This is a genomic window from Aequoribacter fuscus (assembly GCF_009910365.1).
Lineage (GTDB): Bacteria > Pseudomonadota > Gammaproteobacteria > Pseudomonadales > Halieaceae > Aequoribacter > Aequoribacter fuscus.
Genome location: NZ_CP036423.1, coordinates 1,821,117 through 1,838,817, shown reverse-complemented (window position 1 = coordinate 1,838,817; position 17,701 = coordinate 1,821,117). Strand labels below are relative to the sequence as shown.

Genomic DNA, 17,701 nt, shown 5'->3' with positions numbered 1-17,701 from the left:
CGCTATGAAAGTCATTCACTCTAAAGAGGGCGATATGCATCGTGTTGTTGATCGGATAGTGGAGCGGGAGATGTCCGTATCGATTCGTCGTGATAGGCGCAGCTGCCTGTCGCTGTGCGCTTTGATAGTCGCTGTCTGTTTCGCTGCGGTCTCGTGCTCGATCAATGCTGCCGAGGCGACTGATGAAAGTTCTCAAAGCGCTTTTGTTTTGGCGTTGGATGCCGAGTACTTTGCGCGTCTTGCGTCAGACTCTACCTCTATCGCTGATCTGTTGCATGAAGACTTTAGGTACTTAACGCATTACCAAACAGAGCTGAGCAAACATCGCCTGCTCGAATACTTAAGGCAAAGTCCCAAGCTAGTCGAGCGCTTCGAGTTAGGCGACCGTTATTTTTACTCGGCGGCTGATCGCACGCTCATCTGGGGTACGGTTCGAACTCAGGGGCAAAGCGATGAATTTGAGTCTGTGACTTCTCGGTACTGGCACGTATGGCAACGAGCGGGGTCGCAATGGTTGCTGCTGAGGCGTCAAGCAGGCTTGCTCGATCAAGACGCTGACTAGCTGCAGTAAATGCCGGCGCGGAATCCGTTGTATCGGTTAGGTTAGGTTTGCCAATGAACGTCATGTCTTAGCATTGCAGGTGTTATTTAATTGTGAAAGACTAAGCGCTGGGAAGTAAGGTATTCGTAATGTCTCGCAGACTGTTATTCGCGTCCGTTGGAATTTCTATGCTACTGGCAGGGTGCGGCCAGAATGATAAGTCCAACGAAACACCAGATTCGGACTATCAGCGTCGACTCATCGAGCGCTTGATTGAAGTGCAATTGTTGCGGGCCGTTTCTCCTCTCGAATCCTTGCATCAGATTTCCATGCCGATTTCCCAGACGGCGTCAGAATAGTGACCAGACGCGCAACACCCGCGGCAAGCAACGACGTTTGATTTATATGACTTTCAGGGGGCAAGTGCATCCAGTAAAGCCCTTGTCACTTCCCTCGCTCGCGCATACGTAATGTTGTGGTTGCCTTCATCTAAGGTTGTCGAGGTTAACTGTGGCACGTCTTCCGCCATTTCTGCCAAGCCACAGTAGGGGACCACTTGATCTGCTGTGCCCCAAATCGCGTGAACTGGGATGTTGGTTCGACCCACTATCTGATAGCGCTCTGACATGGCACCCATCGGGTAATGTCGCAAAGTAGATAACAAAGCGTTGGTATACCCGTGATACGACGCTTGTTGTTCAAACAAGGGCAACATCTCGGCGGGCGCCGCGCCCGAATTGACCTCTTCGCGGATGGATTTTATTGCGTACTCTTTACCAAATACGGTGGCGATATAGTCACCGAGTATTGGCTTGGCTAGAGTGCTTAGCGAGCCTGAATTACCCATGTAGCCAGCAGGCGCGATTAAAACAAGTTGTTTAACGTGTTCTGGGTACTCTGCAGCAAAATCAATGACGTTGGCGCCGCCCATAGAGTAGCCAACCATACTTACTGGTGTGTTTAAGTCGAGCCCTTCGATGACGTCCAGAAGTTCCTGGCGATATAAATTGCTGTCGTAGGGGCCTTTGGGGCGGTCAGAGAAACCGCGTCCCAAATGATCAAAGGTAATGACTTCAAAGCCAGCATTGACGAGCTCAGGTTTTACTTGATTCCAAACAAATTTAGGCGTGCTGAAGCCGTGAACCAGAATCACTGCTGGCGCGTTCTCGTCGCCGTCACGTGTATACGATAACCGTCCTTGCTTGGTATCCAAGTATAAACCGCCTAGAGTGTCTTGCTCAGCTCGGTCGAGCGGTGCGGTGGTCAGTAAGACGTAGCCATAGGGTATGGCGGTTATCACGACGACCAGTGCGAACAGCCAAAGGATGATCTTTGTCAAAATATGCATGGGGCACCCTGAGTTTTTTTATTGTGCTGGGATCGTAAAGGAACATCCCGATGGATGCCAGACAAGCTTTTCATTTTGGGTTACAGTTAGGTTTTTACAGCATAACAAAAGGGCCCATCATGTCTGAACGAGTCATCATCGAAGTTGCCAACCACATCGCCGTCGTAACACTCAACCGCGCCGATAAAATGAACGCTTTGGATCCAGAGATGTTTAAGGCAATCAACAACATGATTGACGAGCTGAGAACTATGGATGATGTCAGAGTGGTGGTATTAAAAGGACAGGGGCGTGCGTTCTGTGCGGGTTTGGACTTGAGTAACTTCACGAATTCGGGAGGCAGTCCTGGCTCTGATTTGATCGAGCGCACCTATGGGCTTGCGAATGCCTGGCAGCAGGTGGCTTGGGGGTGGCGCACTCTCGATGTGCCCGTTATCGCAGCGGTGCATGGCATCGCTTTTGGTGGCGGCTTTCAAATCATGTCGGGGGCCGATATTCGCTTCATTCACCCCGATACGCGGTGCTCTATCATGGAGATGAAATGGGGTTTGGTGCCCGATATGGGCGGCTTCCCCTTATGGCGCGGCATCGTGCGCGAAGATCATCTGCGACAGTTGATTTATACCAATGAGGAATTCTCTGGGACTCAAGCGCAGGCTATGGGTTTCGCTACACACGTGGCAGTTGATCCTCTAGAGGATGCCATGGCCCTAGCCAACGTTATTGCCGGCAAGAATCCGGCGGCCATTCGCGGTAGCAAGCGTATTTGTAATCTTTTAGGTGAGGGCAGCGACGCCGAGTTGCTGATGGCCGAGTCCGTCGAGCAAGACAAGGTCATTGGTAAACCCAATCAAATTGAAGCCGTGATGGCGCAAATGGAAGGGCGAGCGGCAAACTTTCAATAGGTAGCGAGCATGTGGTGTATGGCGCTTCCTAGACTGTTTAGTTTTCGCCGCTGTCCCTATGCCATGCGGGCTCGCATGGCACTTTATCAAGCTCGAGTTACGCTTACGCTGATTGAAGTTGAGCTTAAAAATAAACCTGCAGCCATGCTGACCTTATCGCCAAAGGGCACTGTGCCTGTGCTGGCCTTGCCAACCGGCGAGGTCTTAGATGAAAGTCGTGATATTCTTTTTTGGGCACTGGCGCAAGCCGATCATGACGGGTGGTTGGCCCCCGGTCCGGAGTACATTGAGGCTTTGATCGACGAGTGCGATCAGGTGTTTAAGCCCTGGCTGGATCGCTATAAGTACCATGTCGGTTATCCGGAGCACAGCCCCGAATACTATCGTTCACAAGCGCTACGGACCCTGAATGCCTGGGATGCACGGTTACAGGCGTCAGAATTCCTGTTGGGCCCAAAACCCAGTGCCGCGGATGTGGCGTTATTCCCATTTGTGCGGCAGTTTGCCAACGTTGATCGCGCCTGGTTCGACTCGCAGCAAGATCTGCAGGCACTGAGACATTGGTTAAGTTTCTGGCTAGAGCACCCGACGTTTGTCGCTGTTATGGACAAACGCTTGGAATTCTCGTTTTCGGAGGCTCCCTAAACTGTTGCCACTGGCCGACCTTTTAACCAAATCAACATACCGCTGACCGCGACCAAAGCTGGTACCGTTGAGATCACCACAGTGGTCCAGCCAAAGCTGGATAGCAACGTTCCGGCCAATAGACTGCCTAGGGCAGAGGTGCCAAACACTGCGGCGTCATTGATACCTTGCACCCTAAAACGCTCGGACGCCCGATAGGTGCTAACCAGCAGTGTGGTACCGCCAACAAACATAAAGTTCCAGCCGACGCCTAAAAGAATCATGGAGATGGTGTAGTGCATGACTTGCTGCCCGGCGAGTGCTGCTCCGAGTGTTATTACGTAAGCGATTAGCCCAAGAGTGATAATGGGTTTTTCGCCGAAGCGCGTGATCAGCAAACCGGAGAATAACGAGGGGACGTACATTCCCAGAACGTGGGCACGAATGACTTGAGCGGTATCGGTCAGGCTGTGGCCATCGTGCACGTGCATCGATACCGGGGTGGCTGTCATGATGTAGGTCATGACGCCGTAGCCGACGGTACCCGAGAGCACGGCCAACAGAAAATAAGGATTTTGGGCAATTTCTCGTAGCGGACGAGCTGCCTGATCTGGATGTTCGTCGGCATCGGCGATCATTTCCGGTAGCGACAAACAGGCAAGCAATATCGCGGCCATGCAAAATAAGCCTGCAGCCGCCTGCAGAGCGCCCATGAATGCGCTTTCCGCAAATCGTTCGCCTTGGGCAATGAGCTCTGGCCCCAGGAAGGCGCCACCGATGCTTCCAATTAAAATCAAACTGATGGCGAGCCCTGCTCTGTGTAACGGCACGCTTTCGGCGGCAGCAAACCGAAATTGCTGGCTGAAGGCAATCGTAATACCCGTACAGGCTGTCGCGATGCAGTACAACCAAAATAAAGACGCTTTAATAGCAAACCCCGCCAGCAGCATCGCGCCGGCAGCGGCCAGAGCAGCGCCAATAAAACCCGCTTTTCGACCCAAAGCCTGCATGATTCGAGAGGCTGGTATGGTGCCGAGCGCTGTACCCAGAATCATGAGGGATACGGGCAGTGTCGCGATACTGGCACTGGGGGCTATTTTGGCCCCGATAATACCCCCCATGGTTACTGTGATGACAGAGCCCGATACGAACGCCATTTGCGCGCCGATAAGCAAGCTTAAGTTACGTGTTGCGATAGACATGGGGAGGGCTCTGATTAGCGGCTCATCCGAGCCAGTGTTATTGAAGCGAACTATTATACAACAGACCTGCCAGTGTATGATGTCACGATCAATCCTTTGTTAATGGGAGTCGGGCGCGTGGTAGGACATTCGATTAAGCAGTTTTTACGAGGTGGTGTTTCGACGCCACATATCGTTGTCAGTACCTGGTTGGGTGCTTGCCTCGCGTGTGTCGTGAGTGCGTCAAATAGCTTAGGCTTGTTGTTGAGCGTGTTGGTGTTGACGAGCGTCGTTCGCGTCAACTGGGGCGTTTTGGCCGTAGCTACGCTTGTAATGAAGACGCTCTTCTGGCTCGGGGCAGGGGTGGTCTTCAGCTCAGGGCAATGGCTGCTGACGGGACCGCTTGCCGAAAACTGGATGAATATTGCGTCCCTTCCTGTGCTGGCTTGGTTTGGGTTGGAATACCCTCTAGTGTCTGGCGCCTTGCTATGGACTTTGCCAATGACGGTGGCGATATCGGCTTTGCTGATGGCGGGATTGGGCTGGTTGCGTCGCACAGCGACCTCTCTTGAGGGGAGTTCCAAATATCAATCCTTTGCCAGTAAGCCGGTTGGGCGGTGGGTGCTCCAACTGACCTTGGGTGTCAGCGCCTCGAACGGCATTGTAGCGGCACTCGATAAACACATCGGTTTTTGGCGCTGGAAGGGTGCCGCGGTCGCGGGTGTTGTCATCCTTTTTGCCGGCTTCACGGGCAATCAATGGGCTAACAACCATGCGCGTGGTTTTTTGTCATCAGCACTCGCTGCAGCCAATGGCGCGACCGTTGATATCGAACAAGCCGAATTCAATATCTGGCGTGGGCGATTAAGTCTGGAGGGCCTAGAGATCGCGGATTCGGAAAATTTAGCGACCAATCTTCTCGCCGCAAACCAGCTATCGATGACAGTGAGTTGGGCTGACTTGCTGAGCAAGCAGGTACAAGTCGATGAGTTAACTTTGCGTCAGGCACAATCGGGTAGTCCGCGTGCGACGGAGGGTCAACTCACCGGGCCTGTGGTCCATGTGCCCGAGGTGAGTGACGTCGATTCGGAAAGCATCGAAGATTACTTGAAGCAAGCCAAAGAGTGGAAAGAACGTCTGGCTCAGGTCAAAGAATGGTTGGATCGGTGGGAATCGGACGAACAAGCGACACAACCTAGTCCAGCGGATCCAGATTATGAGACTTGGCTGGATGAGCAAATTCAGAACAGTGGTTATGCCTCTGTGGTTCATGAGCCTTTGGCTCGTCGGTATTGGCAAACCAACATTGATCGAGTTTACATCGATGCGCTAACCGTTGATTGGCTTGCGCCTGAGGCTCTGGCGATCGAGATGACTTCATTGAGCTCACAGCCTGCGCAGAACACCGCGGCGCCCCGTCTGTTATTGACTTCAGCGTCGGACAACATTGCATTGGATGTCATTTTTGAGTCGCTGGTGAGTTCTGGCGTAAATAGCAGGGTACAGGGCTACTTCAACAATATTGATTACCAGGCCATCAAAGCTCAGCTGAACAGCTCTGTTGCGAATAAGGTGAACGACGGCATCGTAAATATAGCGCTAAGCGGCGACTTTAATCACAGGGATACAGGCGAGCTGAACCTGCTACTGGCGGCGCAACTGAGTGATGCGAGCCTGATGATTAAAGGCGAGCCGATTGACGTTGAGCGGTTTGATATTCCGGTATCGGTACAGGGTGCCTTTGCAAATCCATCAATTCGGGTCGATAAGAGCGTCGTGGAGTCTCAGTTGAAGGACCTGGCAAAAGACGCGGTTAAATCGAAGGTGGAGTCCAAGCTCAAAGACAAAGTCCAGGATAAGCTCAAAGGTCTATTCAAACGTTAGTCTGGATCTACCCCGTGCTTCGAGAACAACGCGCTAACATCATGAGACGACAGGTAGTCGAGCAGCCAGGTATCGATACGCTTTTTCAGTTCTGGATCGGGTTGCAGTAATATGCCTTTCTGCTGGAAGGTTAACGGCTGATCCAATAGCACGCACAACGAGGGGTGTTTGGTGGCCTGTAGCTGTGCCTCTATCGAATCTGTAAACATCGCGTCTGCTGTGCCACTGACAAGTTCGTTAAAGATCGTGCGATTGTCAGGATGGATGCGAATACTCGCGTTGGTCAGCGCGCTGCGAACGAAGCGCTCATTGGTGCCTCCGGGGTTGACGATGATTCGGGTTTCGGCGCGGTCTATCAAGGCAAGGGTGTTGAGCTCGTCGACGGAAGAGCAACGGCCGATCGCGGTTTTCCCGCCGGTGTGGTAGGGGGCAGAAAACATCATGCGATGCTGTCGTTGTGCAGTAATTGATATCCCGCTCAGTGCGATGTCAAACAAATTATCTTCGGCGTCAGCCATCAGCGTAGGCCATGATGTTTTGACCCAAACGATGCGGTAGCCAAACTCTTTGGCAAGCGCTGTTGCGAGTTCGATGTCAATCCCGGCCCTATTGCCTTCGTTGTCTTGATAGCTGAAGGGCTCGTAATCGAGGGTGACGCCCACCCGCAAGGTTTTATCTTTTTCAAGGCGCGCGAGGGTATCGCGCGGGTCGAGGTTAGGCGGCGTGAGCACTAGCTCAAGAGACTTGAACAAACCGTCTTTAATTTGGGGGTTAAGTTCGAAGTGTGCGAAGTGCGCGTCAAAGTGCGCTCGGTTCAACGGTGTTCCGTTTTGATAAGAGATCAGCAGTTGTTCAATGATTTGATCGCCCAGCAAGGTAAGTTTGGGACGAAGATCGTCATTCAAAGAGCGAACGTCGGACGCGACTACGTCTGTGTTTGTTAGGGACTGAAAGACGTTTGCTTGAATCGCTTTGGCAGCGGTCATCTGCAGGCCGAAAAAGGTTTTGGTATGGATTGGATCAAGCACCGTGGTGCGCGAAACCGTGCGTTCTAACACCATGGCTTCCCGAGCGAGGTCTTCGATGGGCAGGTTGTGATGCCACTTGTACTTAGCGACCTCGGGCATGAGCGCAAGGCGTTCGCTCATGAGTTGGTAGAGCGTTTGTTCTGAGTGGTTATCTGCGACGCTAGTCAGGGAGGTCAGCAAGCAGAATAAGAGAGCCGTTATGTGCCGGGGTTTACGCATACCAAATTACAAGCAGTCAGAAGATAGCGCATGATACTAAACGTGGGGTGCTTGTCGACTTCTACCTGGACTGAGTGAGTGCCACAGCGATAAACACAGGCAGACGAGCGGGTAAAAAAAAGCGGCCACTCGGGCCGCCTCAATGTGGATAGGATGGTATCGGCTTACTTAAGATCGAAACGATCGGCTGTCATGACTTTCGTCCACGCTGCGACGAAGTCGTTGACGAACTTCTCGCCACCGTCTGCAGCGGCGTAGACTTCGGCTATCGCGCGAAGCTCCGAGCTCGAACCGAACATTAGATCGACGGGCGTGGCCGTCCACTTAAGGGCACCCGTGGAGCGATCTTTACCTTCGTAAATACCGGCCTCTTTCGCTGGCTTCCAAACGGTGGACATGTCGAGCAGGTTTGTGAAGAAATCCGTGCTCAACGTCCCTGGGCGGTCTGTGAATACACCGTGTTTGGCGCCAGCAGTATTGGCATCCAGAGCACGTAAACCACCCACCAGTGCGGTCATTTCAGGTACTGTCAGATTCAGCAAGTTAGCCTTGTCGATCATCATGTTCACAGGTGATGACCAAGACGCATCGGTGTAGTAGTTTCTGAAACCGTCTGCGTTTGGCTCAAGCACAGCGAATGACTCAACATCGGTTTGATCCTGAGTTGCGTCGCCGCGGCCCGGGTTAAACGGAACGTCAATGTCGTAGCCCGCCTGCTTAGCGGCTTCTTCGATCGCTACTGCTCCCCCGAGGACGATAATGTCCGCCAAGGAGATTTGTTTGCCGCCACGGGCTGACTTGTTGAAGTCGGCCTGCACCTGCTCCAGTTTCAGTAAGACGCCCGCAAGCTCCTCTGGGTTGTTGGCTGCCCAGCTGCGTTGAGGCTCCAAACGGATACGCGCGCCGTTGGCACCACCGCGCATATCTGTGCCGCGGAAGCTAGAGGCTGACGCCCATGCCGTTCTGACCAGTTCCTGAGTTGACAATCCAGTATCAAGAATCGCTTTCTTGAGTTTCTTGATGTGACGATCGCTCACCAACTTGTGGTCGACCGTTGGGATAGGATCCTGCCAAGTGAGAGTCTCGCTGGGTACATCGGTGCCCAAGTAACGAGCCGCAGGCCCCATATCACGATGGGTCAACTTGAACCATGCTTTGGCGAACGCCAACTCAAATTCTGCAGGGTTTTCCTGGAAACGCTTCGAGATCTTGCGGTACTCAGGGTCCATCTTCAACGATAGGTCGGTAGTAAACATAATCGGGGCGTGACGTTTGCCCTCTATGTGGGCGTCAGGCACCAAATTTGCCGCTTGACCGTCCGCGGGGATCCATTGAATTGCACCCGCTGGGCTGCGGGTCTGGACCCACTCGTAAGCAAACAAGTTGTCTAGGTACTGTGTGGTCCAAGCGATCGGGTTCACAGACCAAGCGCCTTCTAAGCCACTCGTGATCGTATCTTCGGCGTTGCCTTTTCCGCATTTGTTGGTCCAGCCTAAGCCCTGCTCTTCAATAGCGGCAGCTGCCGGTTCTGGGCCTACGCATTCCTCTGGGCTTTTCGCGCCGTGCGCTTTACCAAAGGTGTGACCACCTGCAATCAAGGCAACAGTCTCTTCGTCGTTCATTGCCATGCGGCCAAAGGTCTCGCGGATATCTTTCGCTGCCAGTAGGGGGTCAGGATTGCCATTGGGACCTTCGGGGTTCACATAGATCAAGCCCATTTGTACCGCCGCTAATGGGCGCTCCAGCTCACGATCACCGTGGTAGCGTTTGTCATCTAAAAACTCGTTCTCAGGTCCCCAATAAACCAAATCGGGTTCCCAGTCGTCCTCACGTCCGCCAGCGAAGCCAAAGGTTTTAAAGCCCATAGACTCAAGCGCAACGTTACCCGTTAACACCATCAAATCGGCCCAAGATAGGCTTCGGCCATACTTTTGCTTGATGGGCCATAACAGTCGACGTGCTTTGTCGAGGTTGGCGTTATCGGGCCAGCTGTTTAGTGGTTCAAACCGCTGTTGGCCACCGCCTGCGCCGCCACGGCCGTCGCTCACTCGATAAGTACCAGCGCTGTGCCACGCCATGCGAATAAAGAACGGACCGTAATGGCCGTAGTCTGCTGGCCACCAGTCTTGAGACTGTGTCAGTAGCGCCTCGATATCTGACTTGACGGCATCAAGGTCTAACTTCGCAAATTCAGCGGCGTAATCAAAATCGTCGCCATACGGGTTTGACTGTGGCGCATGTTGTCGCAAAGGGCTTAAATTTATGGCTTCAGGCCACCAGAATTGTGTGGTCTTGGCCTCGCTCATAGCGCTAACGCCAGATGATGCTGCCGTTAACGACAGCGCCATGGCAACGGCGCTTACCAATGATCGTTTTTGTTTTTTCATGTTCGTCCAGCCTCCAGTTCATTACATAGAAGTTCAAACGATAGGCGCGTGTCAGCCACAACGCGCCGTCGTTGGGCGTAATGTATGGGCAGGGGACCGCAAAGGGAATTTGATATTTTCGAAGAGATCAATCGGTTTTTTTAATGGGTTTAAAAAAACCGATTGGTTTAAGCGTAATTACTCAGCAACGACTCGGTTGGTTTGGGTGCCCAAATCGATGGAACCGCACTGGGACCGAATCGTTGTTGTCACTGTTTGACCAGGTTGCAGGTATTGGGTGCGTTTACTCTGAGCGTTGACAAATAAACGCCACTTGGTCTGTTCTGGAATGAGTCCCATCAGGCGCTGGACTCGTGGTGAGGGTGCTGCTAAAGCACAACCCGCGGGTGTGCCTGTCGCCAACAAATCACCAGGCGCAAAGTCTTGGACGCCAGAGAGTTCGGTTAATGTCTCTGCTGGCTGGAAGACAAGATTAGAGGTGTTGTCCCTTTGGCGAATCTCACCGTCGACTTTCAGCTCAAGGTCAAGATTGAGTAGATAGGCATCATCCCCCGGTTCTAGCAAGCACAGCCAAGGTCCCACCGGGCCGAAGGTGCGGAAGCTTTTACCTTTGTAAAATTGCATTTGCGGGATTTGTATGTCGCGTGCTGAGTAGTCATTGACGATGACCAAACCGGCGACGTAATCCAAGATGGATTCAGGACTGACTTCAATCGCAGATTCAATGGTTTGCTTTAGGACTAAACCGAGCTCTACTTCGTAGTCGAGTAACTTGACGTGCCTGGGTCGAATCACTGGACTATCCGCGGGGCATATGCAGCTAGCCGCTTTGGTGAAAATCATATTAAACGACTTGGCATCAGGGTCGACGCCCGACTCAATCATATGTTGCCGATAGTTTGCGCCTTGACAGACGAACTGCTGATTGGTTGTCACTGGACTCAAGATTTTAACGTGCGAGAGCGTCACCTCAGGACCGTTCATCGATTTGAGTTCGTCGGCGGAGTACGCGGAAATCAGTTCGCCGGTGGTGCTGCATGGAATTGGGAGTAGGGTGATACTCTCGCCCGACGGGCGTCCCCACTGGGTATTACCTTGGTAGTCAATACGCGCAATATTTACGGCCATGTGATTGATCCTTTTAGGTCATAACTTTGGCAATCGCTGCCAGTTTTTTAACAGTAAGATCCGAGTGTTTCCTCAGGTTTTTGACTAGGGTGATCAGCGTCTCGAGGGTAAGTTTAGGTTTGATGAATTGTGCGGGCATGACTTGTCCCCATTGGCTCATAGCCTGAGCGCTCGCGGCGGACACGCCCATAGCGTGGTCGGCGGTGAATACATCGCCGTCTGCGTAATGCTCGTGATGCGCGCCCCACGGGTCGGACCAGTAATCGAATACTTGGCTTCCCAATACATGGCGGCCGATGCCCCACGCGTGGCGCCAGCCCCGATCACGCAGCCACTGTTGCCCTGCACCAATCGCGTCAATATCGAGAGTCTCGAATGCAGCATGAGAGAAAGCGGCCTGGAAAGTGTGGGCTATTGCGATGGTATGGTGATCAGTGGGAGTGTCGCCGAGGTCCATTCGAAAAAACGTGACAATGGGATCGCCAGACGGAAGTACCTGGGTGTCGGACGGGATGAGCCCCAGGGTCTTGGTATACCACTTTACGGTTTCCTCGTAGCCCGCGGTTTCGATGACTAGATGTCCCAACTTGACAATGGGTGAAGGCGCGGCAGGGAACTCCTGCATTGCATTGATACGCTCGGGCGAATTTGAATGATTTAGTGTTGCCGCGTTTCTGGGAAGTCCGTAATCGAATGCACTCGCCGCTGCGTTGATCTCGACGCGGAAGCCATTCGGGTCGTTCAGAATGACGCGGGCATAGGGTGCAAGCTCCTCACCTTGTTCGATGTGTTGATTATGCTCGGTGGCGAGTTTCTGCAGATCTTCAAGTGAGGCACAATCAAATCCAAATCCCAGGAACTTGGCTTGATCTGACCGCCTGATGTGATAACACCAAGACGAGCCTGGATTAGCAGCAAGATACAAATCTTGCGGTGACTTGTGCACCGTGACTAAACCGAAGTCTGACAAAAAGCGCTCGGCTAGATCGAGGTCGGGGCGCTCAAATCGGAGGTAGCCAAGCCGAGTCACTTTAATGTCAGGCGCGACCGACGCTTTCAAGTAATCGACCGCCAATGTCGGTGTGTCCATGGTCTGATTCTCAGCTGTGTAAGGGTGTGTGGTTGGCTCGTTCCGCGGCAATCGCGCTCGCTTCAGAGCTGTTTATGCCGAACGCTTTTAAAATCAACTCGGTGACCTCAACATAGGCTTCGCGCCAACCTTTATGACCCGAGAGTATGACTTGAATGGCCCCCATCACGGCACTGGCAAGCAGGGTCACAGCGCTGCGTATCTGCGACTGTGTTAGATCGAACCGACCCCGTTGTACGCCGAGACTGATATCGTGCATGGGTTGGGCGTGCCAAAGTTGTGTAAGTTGTTGGGCGGTGAACCCGAATTGACATAAGAAGCGGCCCCAATCGGGATTGGCTTGCGCCTGATCAATAAAGTGAAAGATACCTAAGGCAACTTTGTGGGCTGGGTCATCGAGTTTAACGGCCCCCTTTGCAATGCGAAGGTGTAAGTCATGCGCGAGGCGCTCGGCGGTCCGTTCAAACAAATCCGGGCTTTGGTCGAGATAGGCATAGATGGTACCCCGTGCGACGCCTGCCTCTTCTGCCAAATCGCGAATACTGATTTTTTGTGCGCCCGTCTCTGCGAATAAGCGAATGGCCGCGGCATGAATTCTTTTTTGTGATGTCGGTGAGGCCATGAGGTTTCCCGTTTTGATTGGACACATTTGAACATTAATGTTCAAATGTGTCAAAAAATGTCGAGAGTTGCTTATGGACCACGATTACGAGGTTGTCATTATTGGTGCGGGTCCCGTCGGTATGGCAATGGCGGCTTTGCTGGGACGGTTCGGTGTCCATACGCTAGTCGTCGATCGACTCAATGCTATTCAGACAGACCCGCGTGCAATCGCTCTGGATAACGAAGCCCTGCGTATTCTGGCAATGTGCGGTCTGGTCCTTGAAGACTTGGATTTGGTGACTATTCCTGCGGTGAATTATCGCAGCCCCTTTTTCGGCCGGTTTGGGAGGATGAATACCTCAGACAGCGTTGACACACTGCCCCCCTTGGTCACGTTTTTTCAACCCGCCTTGGAAGCGAGTTTAGCGGCGCAAGCTCAAGTTACTGGCTCGGTGCAGGTGCTCAGAGGCGCGCGCGCCCAAGTCATCGAAAATTCCGAGGCGGGGGCGCTTGTGCGTGTTCATGACTTAGAGGATGGCACTGAACGAGATCTCAAAGCGCGGTTTGTGGTGGCCTGCGATGGCGCTGGCTCGGCGACCCGTCAAAGTTTGGGTGTCGACTTTTTGGGTGTGAGCTATTCGCAGGACTGGCTGATTGTCGATGCATTGAATGTTCCAGAGTCGGTGGAGGAAATTACGTTCTACTGTGATCCCGCGCGTCCCGCTCCTCATATGCCAGCACCGGGAGGACGGCAGCGCTGGGAGTTCATGTTACATCCAGGTGAGAGTCAGGACGAATTCATGGAAGATGCCAAGATTAAGGACTTGCTGAGGCCTTGGACAACATTCGAGCACATCACCTTGGAGCGCAAAGCCGTTTATCGATTTCACGCCCGATTAGCCGATAGGTTTCAAGTAGGATCGGTGTTTTTGGCTGGTGATGCAGCACACGTGACACCACCGTTCGCCGGGCAAGGCTTGGTGTCGGGTCTGCGCGATGTCGCGAATTTAGGTTGGAAATTAAAAGCGGTTCTTCGACGCGAGGTGTCTGTCGGTGTGTTAGCGTCCTACACGCAGGAACGCAAGCCGCACGCCGGTAAAATGATACGGCTGGCGCAATTTTTGGGCGAGCTGATCATGCCCTCGAGCCGAGTTAAAGCGATCTTCGTGCACGGATTAGCAAAGTTTATCGGTCTGTTGCCTGTGGTCCACACGGTCTTTACCGATATGAAGGTGAAACCGCAAAACACTTTCGATGACGGCTTGTTTTTGAAAGGGGGCCTCAGGGGTGCTTTTGCGGCAGGGGCTCACTTACCGCAGTGGTGGCTTCAAACGGCCGCCGGCGATCGCAAGCGTAGTGACGAGGTGTTTGGGATCCGCTTTGTGTGTGTCGGCATCAACTGCGACCCCCGACGTTATATCAGCGAGGAATTGAGACAGCAGTGGCAAGGTTTAGGTGGGGAGTTCGTGTGCTTGTCTACGCCTGGCAGAGCATGCAAGTTTGGCAGTGATTGGCTCGTGGATGGGAAAGACCTCCCCAAATCAGAAGTCGCTCTGATACTGCGTCCCGACCGTTTGATACTGGCCGCTAGCAAAGCTACAAGGTTAGAGGTCGTCATGCAAAAGGCGATAGGTTTGTTGTCTTAATTGGTGTCGCGCTGGACTGAAATCGTAAGCGGTCTGGCATATGAAAGCGCGACCGCTTCGCTGCAATCACGTTTCTATAAAAGTAACAGGTAGATCATCCCAACTAGGCACGGGTGCCTGTATCCATTGCGATGGCGGGGACCTCGGCGCGAAACCAATCGATAAGTTCTTTATCGTTGACTCGTAATGGACGCGCAAATAGATAGCCTTGCGCTTGGTCGCAGCCAATTTCTCGAAGGGCCTTCGATTGTGCTTCGGTTTCAACGCCCTCCGCCACAACAGTTTTGCCCAGCGTGTGGCACAACGACACCATGCAAGAGACGATCGCGTGAGCCACTTTGTCGGTTTGTATGTTCTCGATGAAGCTTCGATCCAGCTTCACGCAATCGATAGGCAAAATTTGTAAATAGGACATTGAGCTCATGCCCGTGCCAAAATCGTCAATTGAAATCTTAATACCCATGTCTCTTAGTTCGGTGAAGACCCGCTGGGCCAGGTTAACGTCGAACATTGTCGCGCTCTCAGTCAACTCCACGGCCAGTAGCTCAGGGGCTAGATCAGCGGCCTCAAGCTCTCTTTGAATGAATTCGACGAGTTGGTTGTCGAGTAAGTTATAGGGCGATAGGTTAACAGCGATGGGGATGTATTTGCCCTCAACCTGCCAAGATTTGGCTTGCTGAATGGCCGTGTGCAGCATTAAACGGCTGAACGCATTAATTTCTCGCCCCTGCTCAACCAGCGGAATAAAGACATCGGGCGGAATGTTGCCAAGTGTGGGGTGGTGCCATCGAGCGAGAGCCTCAACCCCTGCAATGGCGCCAGTTGCAAGGTCAATTTTTGGCTGAAAAAACATGGAAAAGTCGGCTCGAGCGATAGCCCCAGGCACCTGATTGCGAAGTAGCGCTTTAAGCTGGGTATTTTCATCGTACTGAGGGTTATAAAACAAGAGCGCTTGGCGAGACCGTTTGGCGTCTTGCAATGCGATGTCAGCACAGTGAATGATGTCTTTGCTGTCTATTGCGTCACGCGGAAATAAAGCAATACCGGCTGACAAGCTTAAGTTAAACGTCCAGCCCTTCACCGTTATGGCTTCATTCGCCGCAGCGACAAATGACTGGACTATGCTCTCTATTTGCTGCTCATTGGCCCCCTCGATCCAGCAGGCGAATTCATCACCATCGTAGCGATAGACGACAGAGGGGGGCGGTACCAGTTTGGAGAATTTTAGCGCCAGAATTTTCAGGCACTCATCGGCGCCGATGTTGCCAATGATCTCATTGATTTCCTTGAACTTGTTGACACCCATCAATAAAAAAGCGCCAGGTGAGGGGGCTTCGTTTTTGCCGTGAGTTAACAAACGAGCTTCGAAGGCCTCAAGCATATAAGCACGGTTGTAAAGTCCTGTTAGATTGTCACGCGAGGCCGCGTCGCGGAGCCGAGAATTGATTGTCTCGAAACGCTTGCTGATAATGACTGACAGAGATAGAGCGCCCCAAATAGCCACCCATAGCGTAATGAACGAGACAAACATTAATCGCTTACTGATGGCGTCTAAACCCTTGGTGAACACGTCGACGGGCGTCAGCAGAAACACCTGCAGCTCGATATTGGGCGATCTTGCTCGCGCCCACATGTAGGTCTGCGAGCTCGTTTCGATGAGACCTGTTTTACCCTCGCCGTTTTTCATCAGGCTCATCTTAGCGGCAAGTGCGTCAGCGGGAATTTGTCCGTACTGCTTTGTTTGGCCGTCCCAAGTTACCAAAATTGAGGCGTCATTGAAATTTTGCGCGACCAAGTGTTCCAGATAACTCGTGTTCAAGCCATGATGGGTATGGTTCTCGGCATCGAATTCTAGCGCGTGAACCAACGTCTTGGCGCGGGTCTCGACGCTTTCGGTTTGTACATCCAAGCCCAGTTCAGTCGAGAGACGATAGGCAACCGCAATGAAGATGAGTGACACAATAAAGGCCAGTCCTAGCGACCCAAAAATGATTCGGGGCTTAAGCCCCGAATCGGTTGCGAGCAGAAGGGGTTGCAGTGCCACGATCTAGCTGTCCTTTGCGTCGGCACCTTTATAAGTCGATATTCCAGTCAGCTGATAGACCAAGCAGTTGCCAAACACCAAAGAAATCGCATTGAGCAACCCGAAGGCAACGAGAATGCCTTGAAGTAGAGGATCTCCGATAACCTCAGGAAAGAAAATCGCGGTCGTTAACGCGACAACGGCAACAATTCCGCGGATCGCGCGGTCGATCGGGGAGAGATTTTTCACGAGCATGGTAGGCATTCCCTTTGCGGCGCTTATTCATATGCAAATGTGACACAGTTCACACTATTTTGTACAGTGCAGATGACAATTTATCTATATTTCGAGTGGCATAACAGGTTATTTGCGTCAGATAGCGTAAACTGCAGTACTTTAGAGGAAAACCAGCAATGAATGTGCTACTCGATGAGAGGCTCTCGGTTCACTCAGACCGTGAAAGAGTCTTCGAACAACGCGCCGAGCGTATTTGCGATGATTTGCAGTACCAGGGGTATTCGATTCAGCCCGCCTGTTTACCCGTCGACATTTTAACGGCCTTACAGGAGCAAGTCCGAACCTTGGATGCAAACGAGTTTTTTCGGGCGGGTATTGGTCGCAATACCCAGCACCACACAAACGATTTTGTGCGCTCAGACAAAGTGTGTTGGATGACGGGTGAAACACCCACCGGCAAGGCCTGGCTTGACTGGGCCGAGGCGCTCCGGGTTGCGATCAATCGGCGGCTATTCATGGGCTTATTTTCGTTTGAAAGTCACTACGCTTGGTATCAAGCTGGGGCCTACTATAAGCGTCATTATGATGCGTTCCGAGGTCAGACGAATAGGGTGCTGTCCGTTGTGGTGTATCTGAACAGTGATTGGGCAGCGGATGACGGTGGCGAACTTGTGCTCTACAAAGATGCCGAAGATCGGGAGGGTTTGAGAGTGACGCCTCTGGCGGGTACATTGGTGGTGTTTTTAAGCGAAGAGTTTCCTCACGAAGTATTGCCCGCCAAGCGTGATCGACTTTCCATAGCGGGTTGGTACCGGGTCAACGCGAGCAGTTCGGATACGCTTGACCCGCCAAGGTGA

16 protein-coding genes are annotated in these 17,701 nt (G+C 52.6%); 7 read left to right on the top strand and 9 right to left on the bottom strand.

All coding sequences use genetic code 11. The annotated features are described in order from the left end of the window. Window positions 1–4 precede the first annotated feature (4 nt). Together EYZ66_RS08275 and EYZ66_RS08270 are read left to right on the top strand one after the other, a co-directional pair. Window positions 5–562, top strand: coding sequence for a nuclear transport factor 2 family protein (locus tag EYZ66_RS08275; RefSeq protein WP_009574338.1), 558 nt, complete (start codon window positions 5–7; stop codon window positions 560–562). Between the two features lie 128 nt (window positions 563–690). After that, entirely contained in the window at window positions 691–900 is a 210-nt protein-coding gene (locus EYZ66_RS08270) for a hypothetical protein (protein WP_139042503.1), read from the top strand. A gap of 53 nt (window positions 901–953) precedes the next feature. Here the strand turns inward: EYZ66_RS08270 and EYZ66_RS08265 are convergent, their stop codons facing one another. Then, window positions 954–1,889, bottom strand: coding sequence for an alpha/beta fold hydrolase (locus tag EYZ66_RS08265; RefSeq protein WP_160195640.1), 936 nt, complete (start codon window positions 1,887–1,889; stop codon window positions 954–956). A 119-nt stretch (window positions 1,890–2,008) separates the two neighbouring features. Between EYZ66_RS08265 and EYZ66_RS08260 the strand changes: the two genes are divergently transcribed. Together EYZ66_RS08260 and EYZ66_RS08255 are read left to right on the top strand one after the other, a co-directional pair. Continuing rightward, window positions 2,009–2,794: a crotonase/enoyl-CoA hydratase family protein gene (locus EYZ66_RS08260; RefSeq protein ID WP_040815675.1), complete on the top strand. Its 786-nt coding sequence runs from the start codon at window positions 2,009–2,011 to the stop codon at window positions 2,792–2,794. 9 nt (window positions 2,795–2,803) lie between these two features. Next, window positions 2,804–3,439 (top strand): glutathione S-transferase, encoded by a 636-nt coding sequence (locus tag EYZ66_RS08255; RefSeq protein WP_342353802.1) that lies wholly within the window; start codon window positions 2,804–2,806, stop codon window positions 3,437–3,439. Here EYZ66_RS08255 and EYZ66_RS08250 read toward each other — a convergent pair. Beyond that, window positions 3,436–4,620 (bottom strand): MFS transporter, encoded by a 1,185-nt coding sequence (locus tag EYZ66_RS08250; RefSeq protein ID WP_009574343.1) that lies wholly within the window; start codon window positions 4,618–4,620, stop codon window positions 3,436–3,438. The two genes, EYZ66_RS08255 and EYZ66_RS08250, sit on opposite strands and share 4 nt — an antisense overlap. 117 nt (window positions 4,621–4,737) lie before the next feature. Here EYZ66_RS08250 and EYZ66_RS08245 point away from each other — a divergent pair, with 117 nt between their 5' ends. After that, on the top strand, window positions 4,738–6,483 hold the full coding sequence (locus EYZ66_RS08245; RefSeq protein WP_009574344.1) for an AsmA family protein: 1,746 nt from the start codon (window positions 4,738–4,740) through the stop codon (window positions 6,481–6,483). On the opposite strand, the gene EYZ66_RS08240 is transcribed toward EYZ66_RS08245, so the two are convergent. From EYZ66_RS08240 to EYZ66_RS08220, 5 genes are all read right to left on the bottom strand, one after another. Next, window positions 6,480–7,730, bottom strand: coding sequence for a transporter substrate-binding domain-containing protein (locus tag EYZ66_RS08240; RefSeq protein ID WP_083814300.1), 1,251 nt, complete (start codon window positions 7,728–7,730; stop codon window positions 6,480–6,482). The two genes, EYZ66_RS08245 and EYZ66_RS08240, sit on opposite strands and share 4 nt — an antisense overlap. Window positions 7,731–7,894: 164 nt before the next feature. Then, window positions 7,895–10,117, bottom strand: coding sequence for a catalase/peroxidase HPI (gene katG / locus EYZ66_RS08235; RefSeq protein WP_009574346.1), 2,223 nt, complete (start codon window positions 10,115–10,117; stop codon window positions 7,895–7,897). A gap of 177 nt (window positions 10,118–10,294) precedes the next feature. Next, entirely contained in the window at window positions 10,295–11,245 is a 951-nt protein-coding gene (locus EYZ66_RS08230) for a fumarylacetoacetate hydrolase family protein (RefSeq protein WP_009574347.1), read from the bottom strand. 13 nt (window positions 11,246–11,258) lie between these two features. Then, window positions 11,259–12,335, bottom strand: a complete 1,077-nt coding sequence (locus EYZ66_RS08225; RefSeq protein ID WP_009574348.1) for a VOC family protein — start codon at window positions 12,333–12,335, stop codon at window positions 11,259–11,261. 10 nt (window positions 12,336–12,345) lie between these two features. Then, a complete protein-coding gene (locus EYZ66_RS08220) occupies window positions 12,346–12,957 on the bottom strand; it encodes a TetR/AcrR family transcriptional regulator (protein WP_160195639.1) in 612 nt (203 codons plus the stop codon). Window positions 12,958–13,030: 73 nt separating this feature from the next. Here EYZ66_RS08220 and EYZ66_RS08215 point away from each other — a divergent pair, with 73 nt between their 5' ends. After that, window positions 13,031–14,584 carry a bifunctional 3-(3-hydroxy-phenyl)propionate/3-hydroxycinnamic acid hydroxylase gene (locus tag EYZ66_RS08215; protein ID WP_009576648.1) on the top strand — a complete coding sequence of 518 codons (1,554 nt, stop codon included), beginning with the start codon at window positions 13,031–13,033 and terminating at the stop codon, window positions 14,582–14,584. 103 nt (window positions 14,585–14,687) lie between these two features. Here the strand turns inward: EYZ66_RS08215 and EYZ66_RS08210 are convergent, their stop codons facing one another. Together EYZ66_RS08210 and EYZ66_RS08205 are read right to left on the bottom strand one after the other, a co-directional pair. Then, complete coding sequence (locus EYZ66_RS08210; protein ID WP_009576647.1) at window positions 14,688–16,628, bottom strand: putative bifunctional diguanylate cyclase/phosphodiesterase; 1,941 nt, start codon at window positions 16,626–16,628, stop codon at window positions 14,688–14,690. A 3-nt stretch (window positions 16,629–16,631) separates the two neighbouring features. Beyond that, window positions 16,632–16,862 carry a YgaP family membrane protein gene (locus tag EYZ66_RS08205; protein WP_009576646.1) on the bottom strand — a complete coding sequence of 77 codons (231 nt, stop codon included), beginning with the start codon at window positions 16,860–16,862 and terminating at the stop codon, window positions 16,632–16,634. Between the two features lie 158 nt (window positions 16,863–17,020). Between EYZ66_RS08205 and EYZ66_RS08200 the strand changes: the two genes are divergently transcribed. Next, entirely contained in the window at window positions 17,021–17,701 is a 681-nt protein-coding gene (locus EYZ66_RS08200; protein WP_009576645.1) for a 2OG-Fe(II) oxygenase, read from the top strand.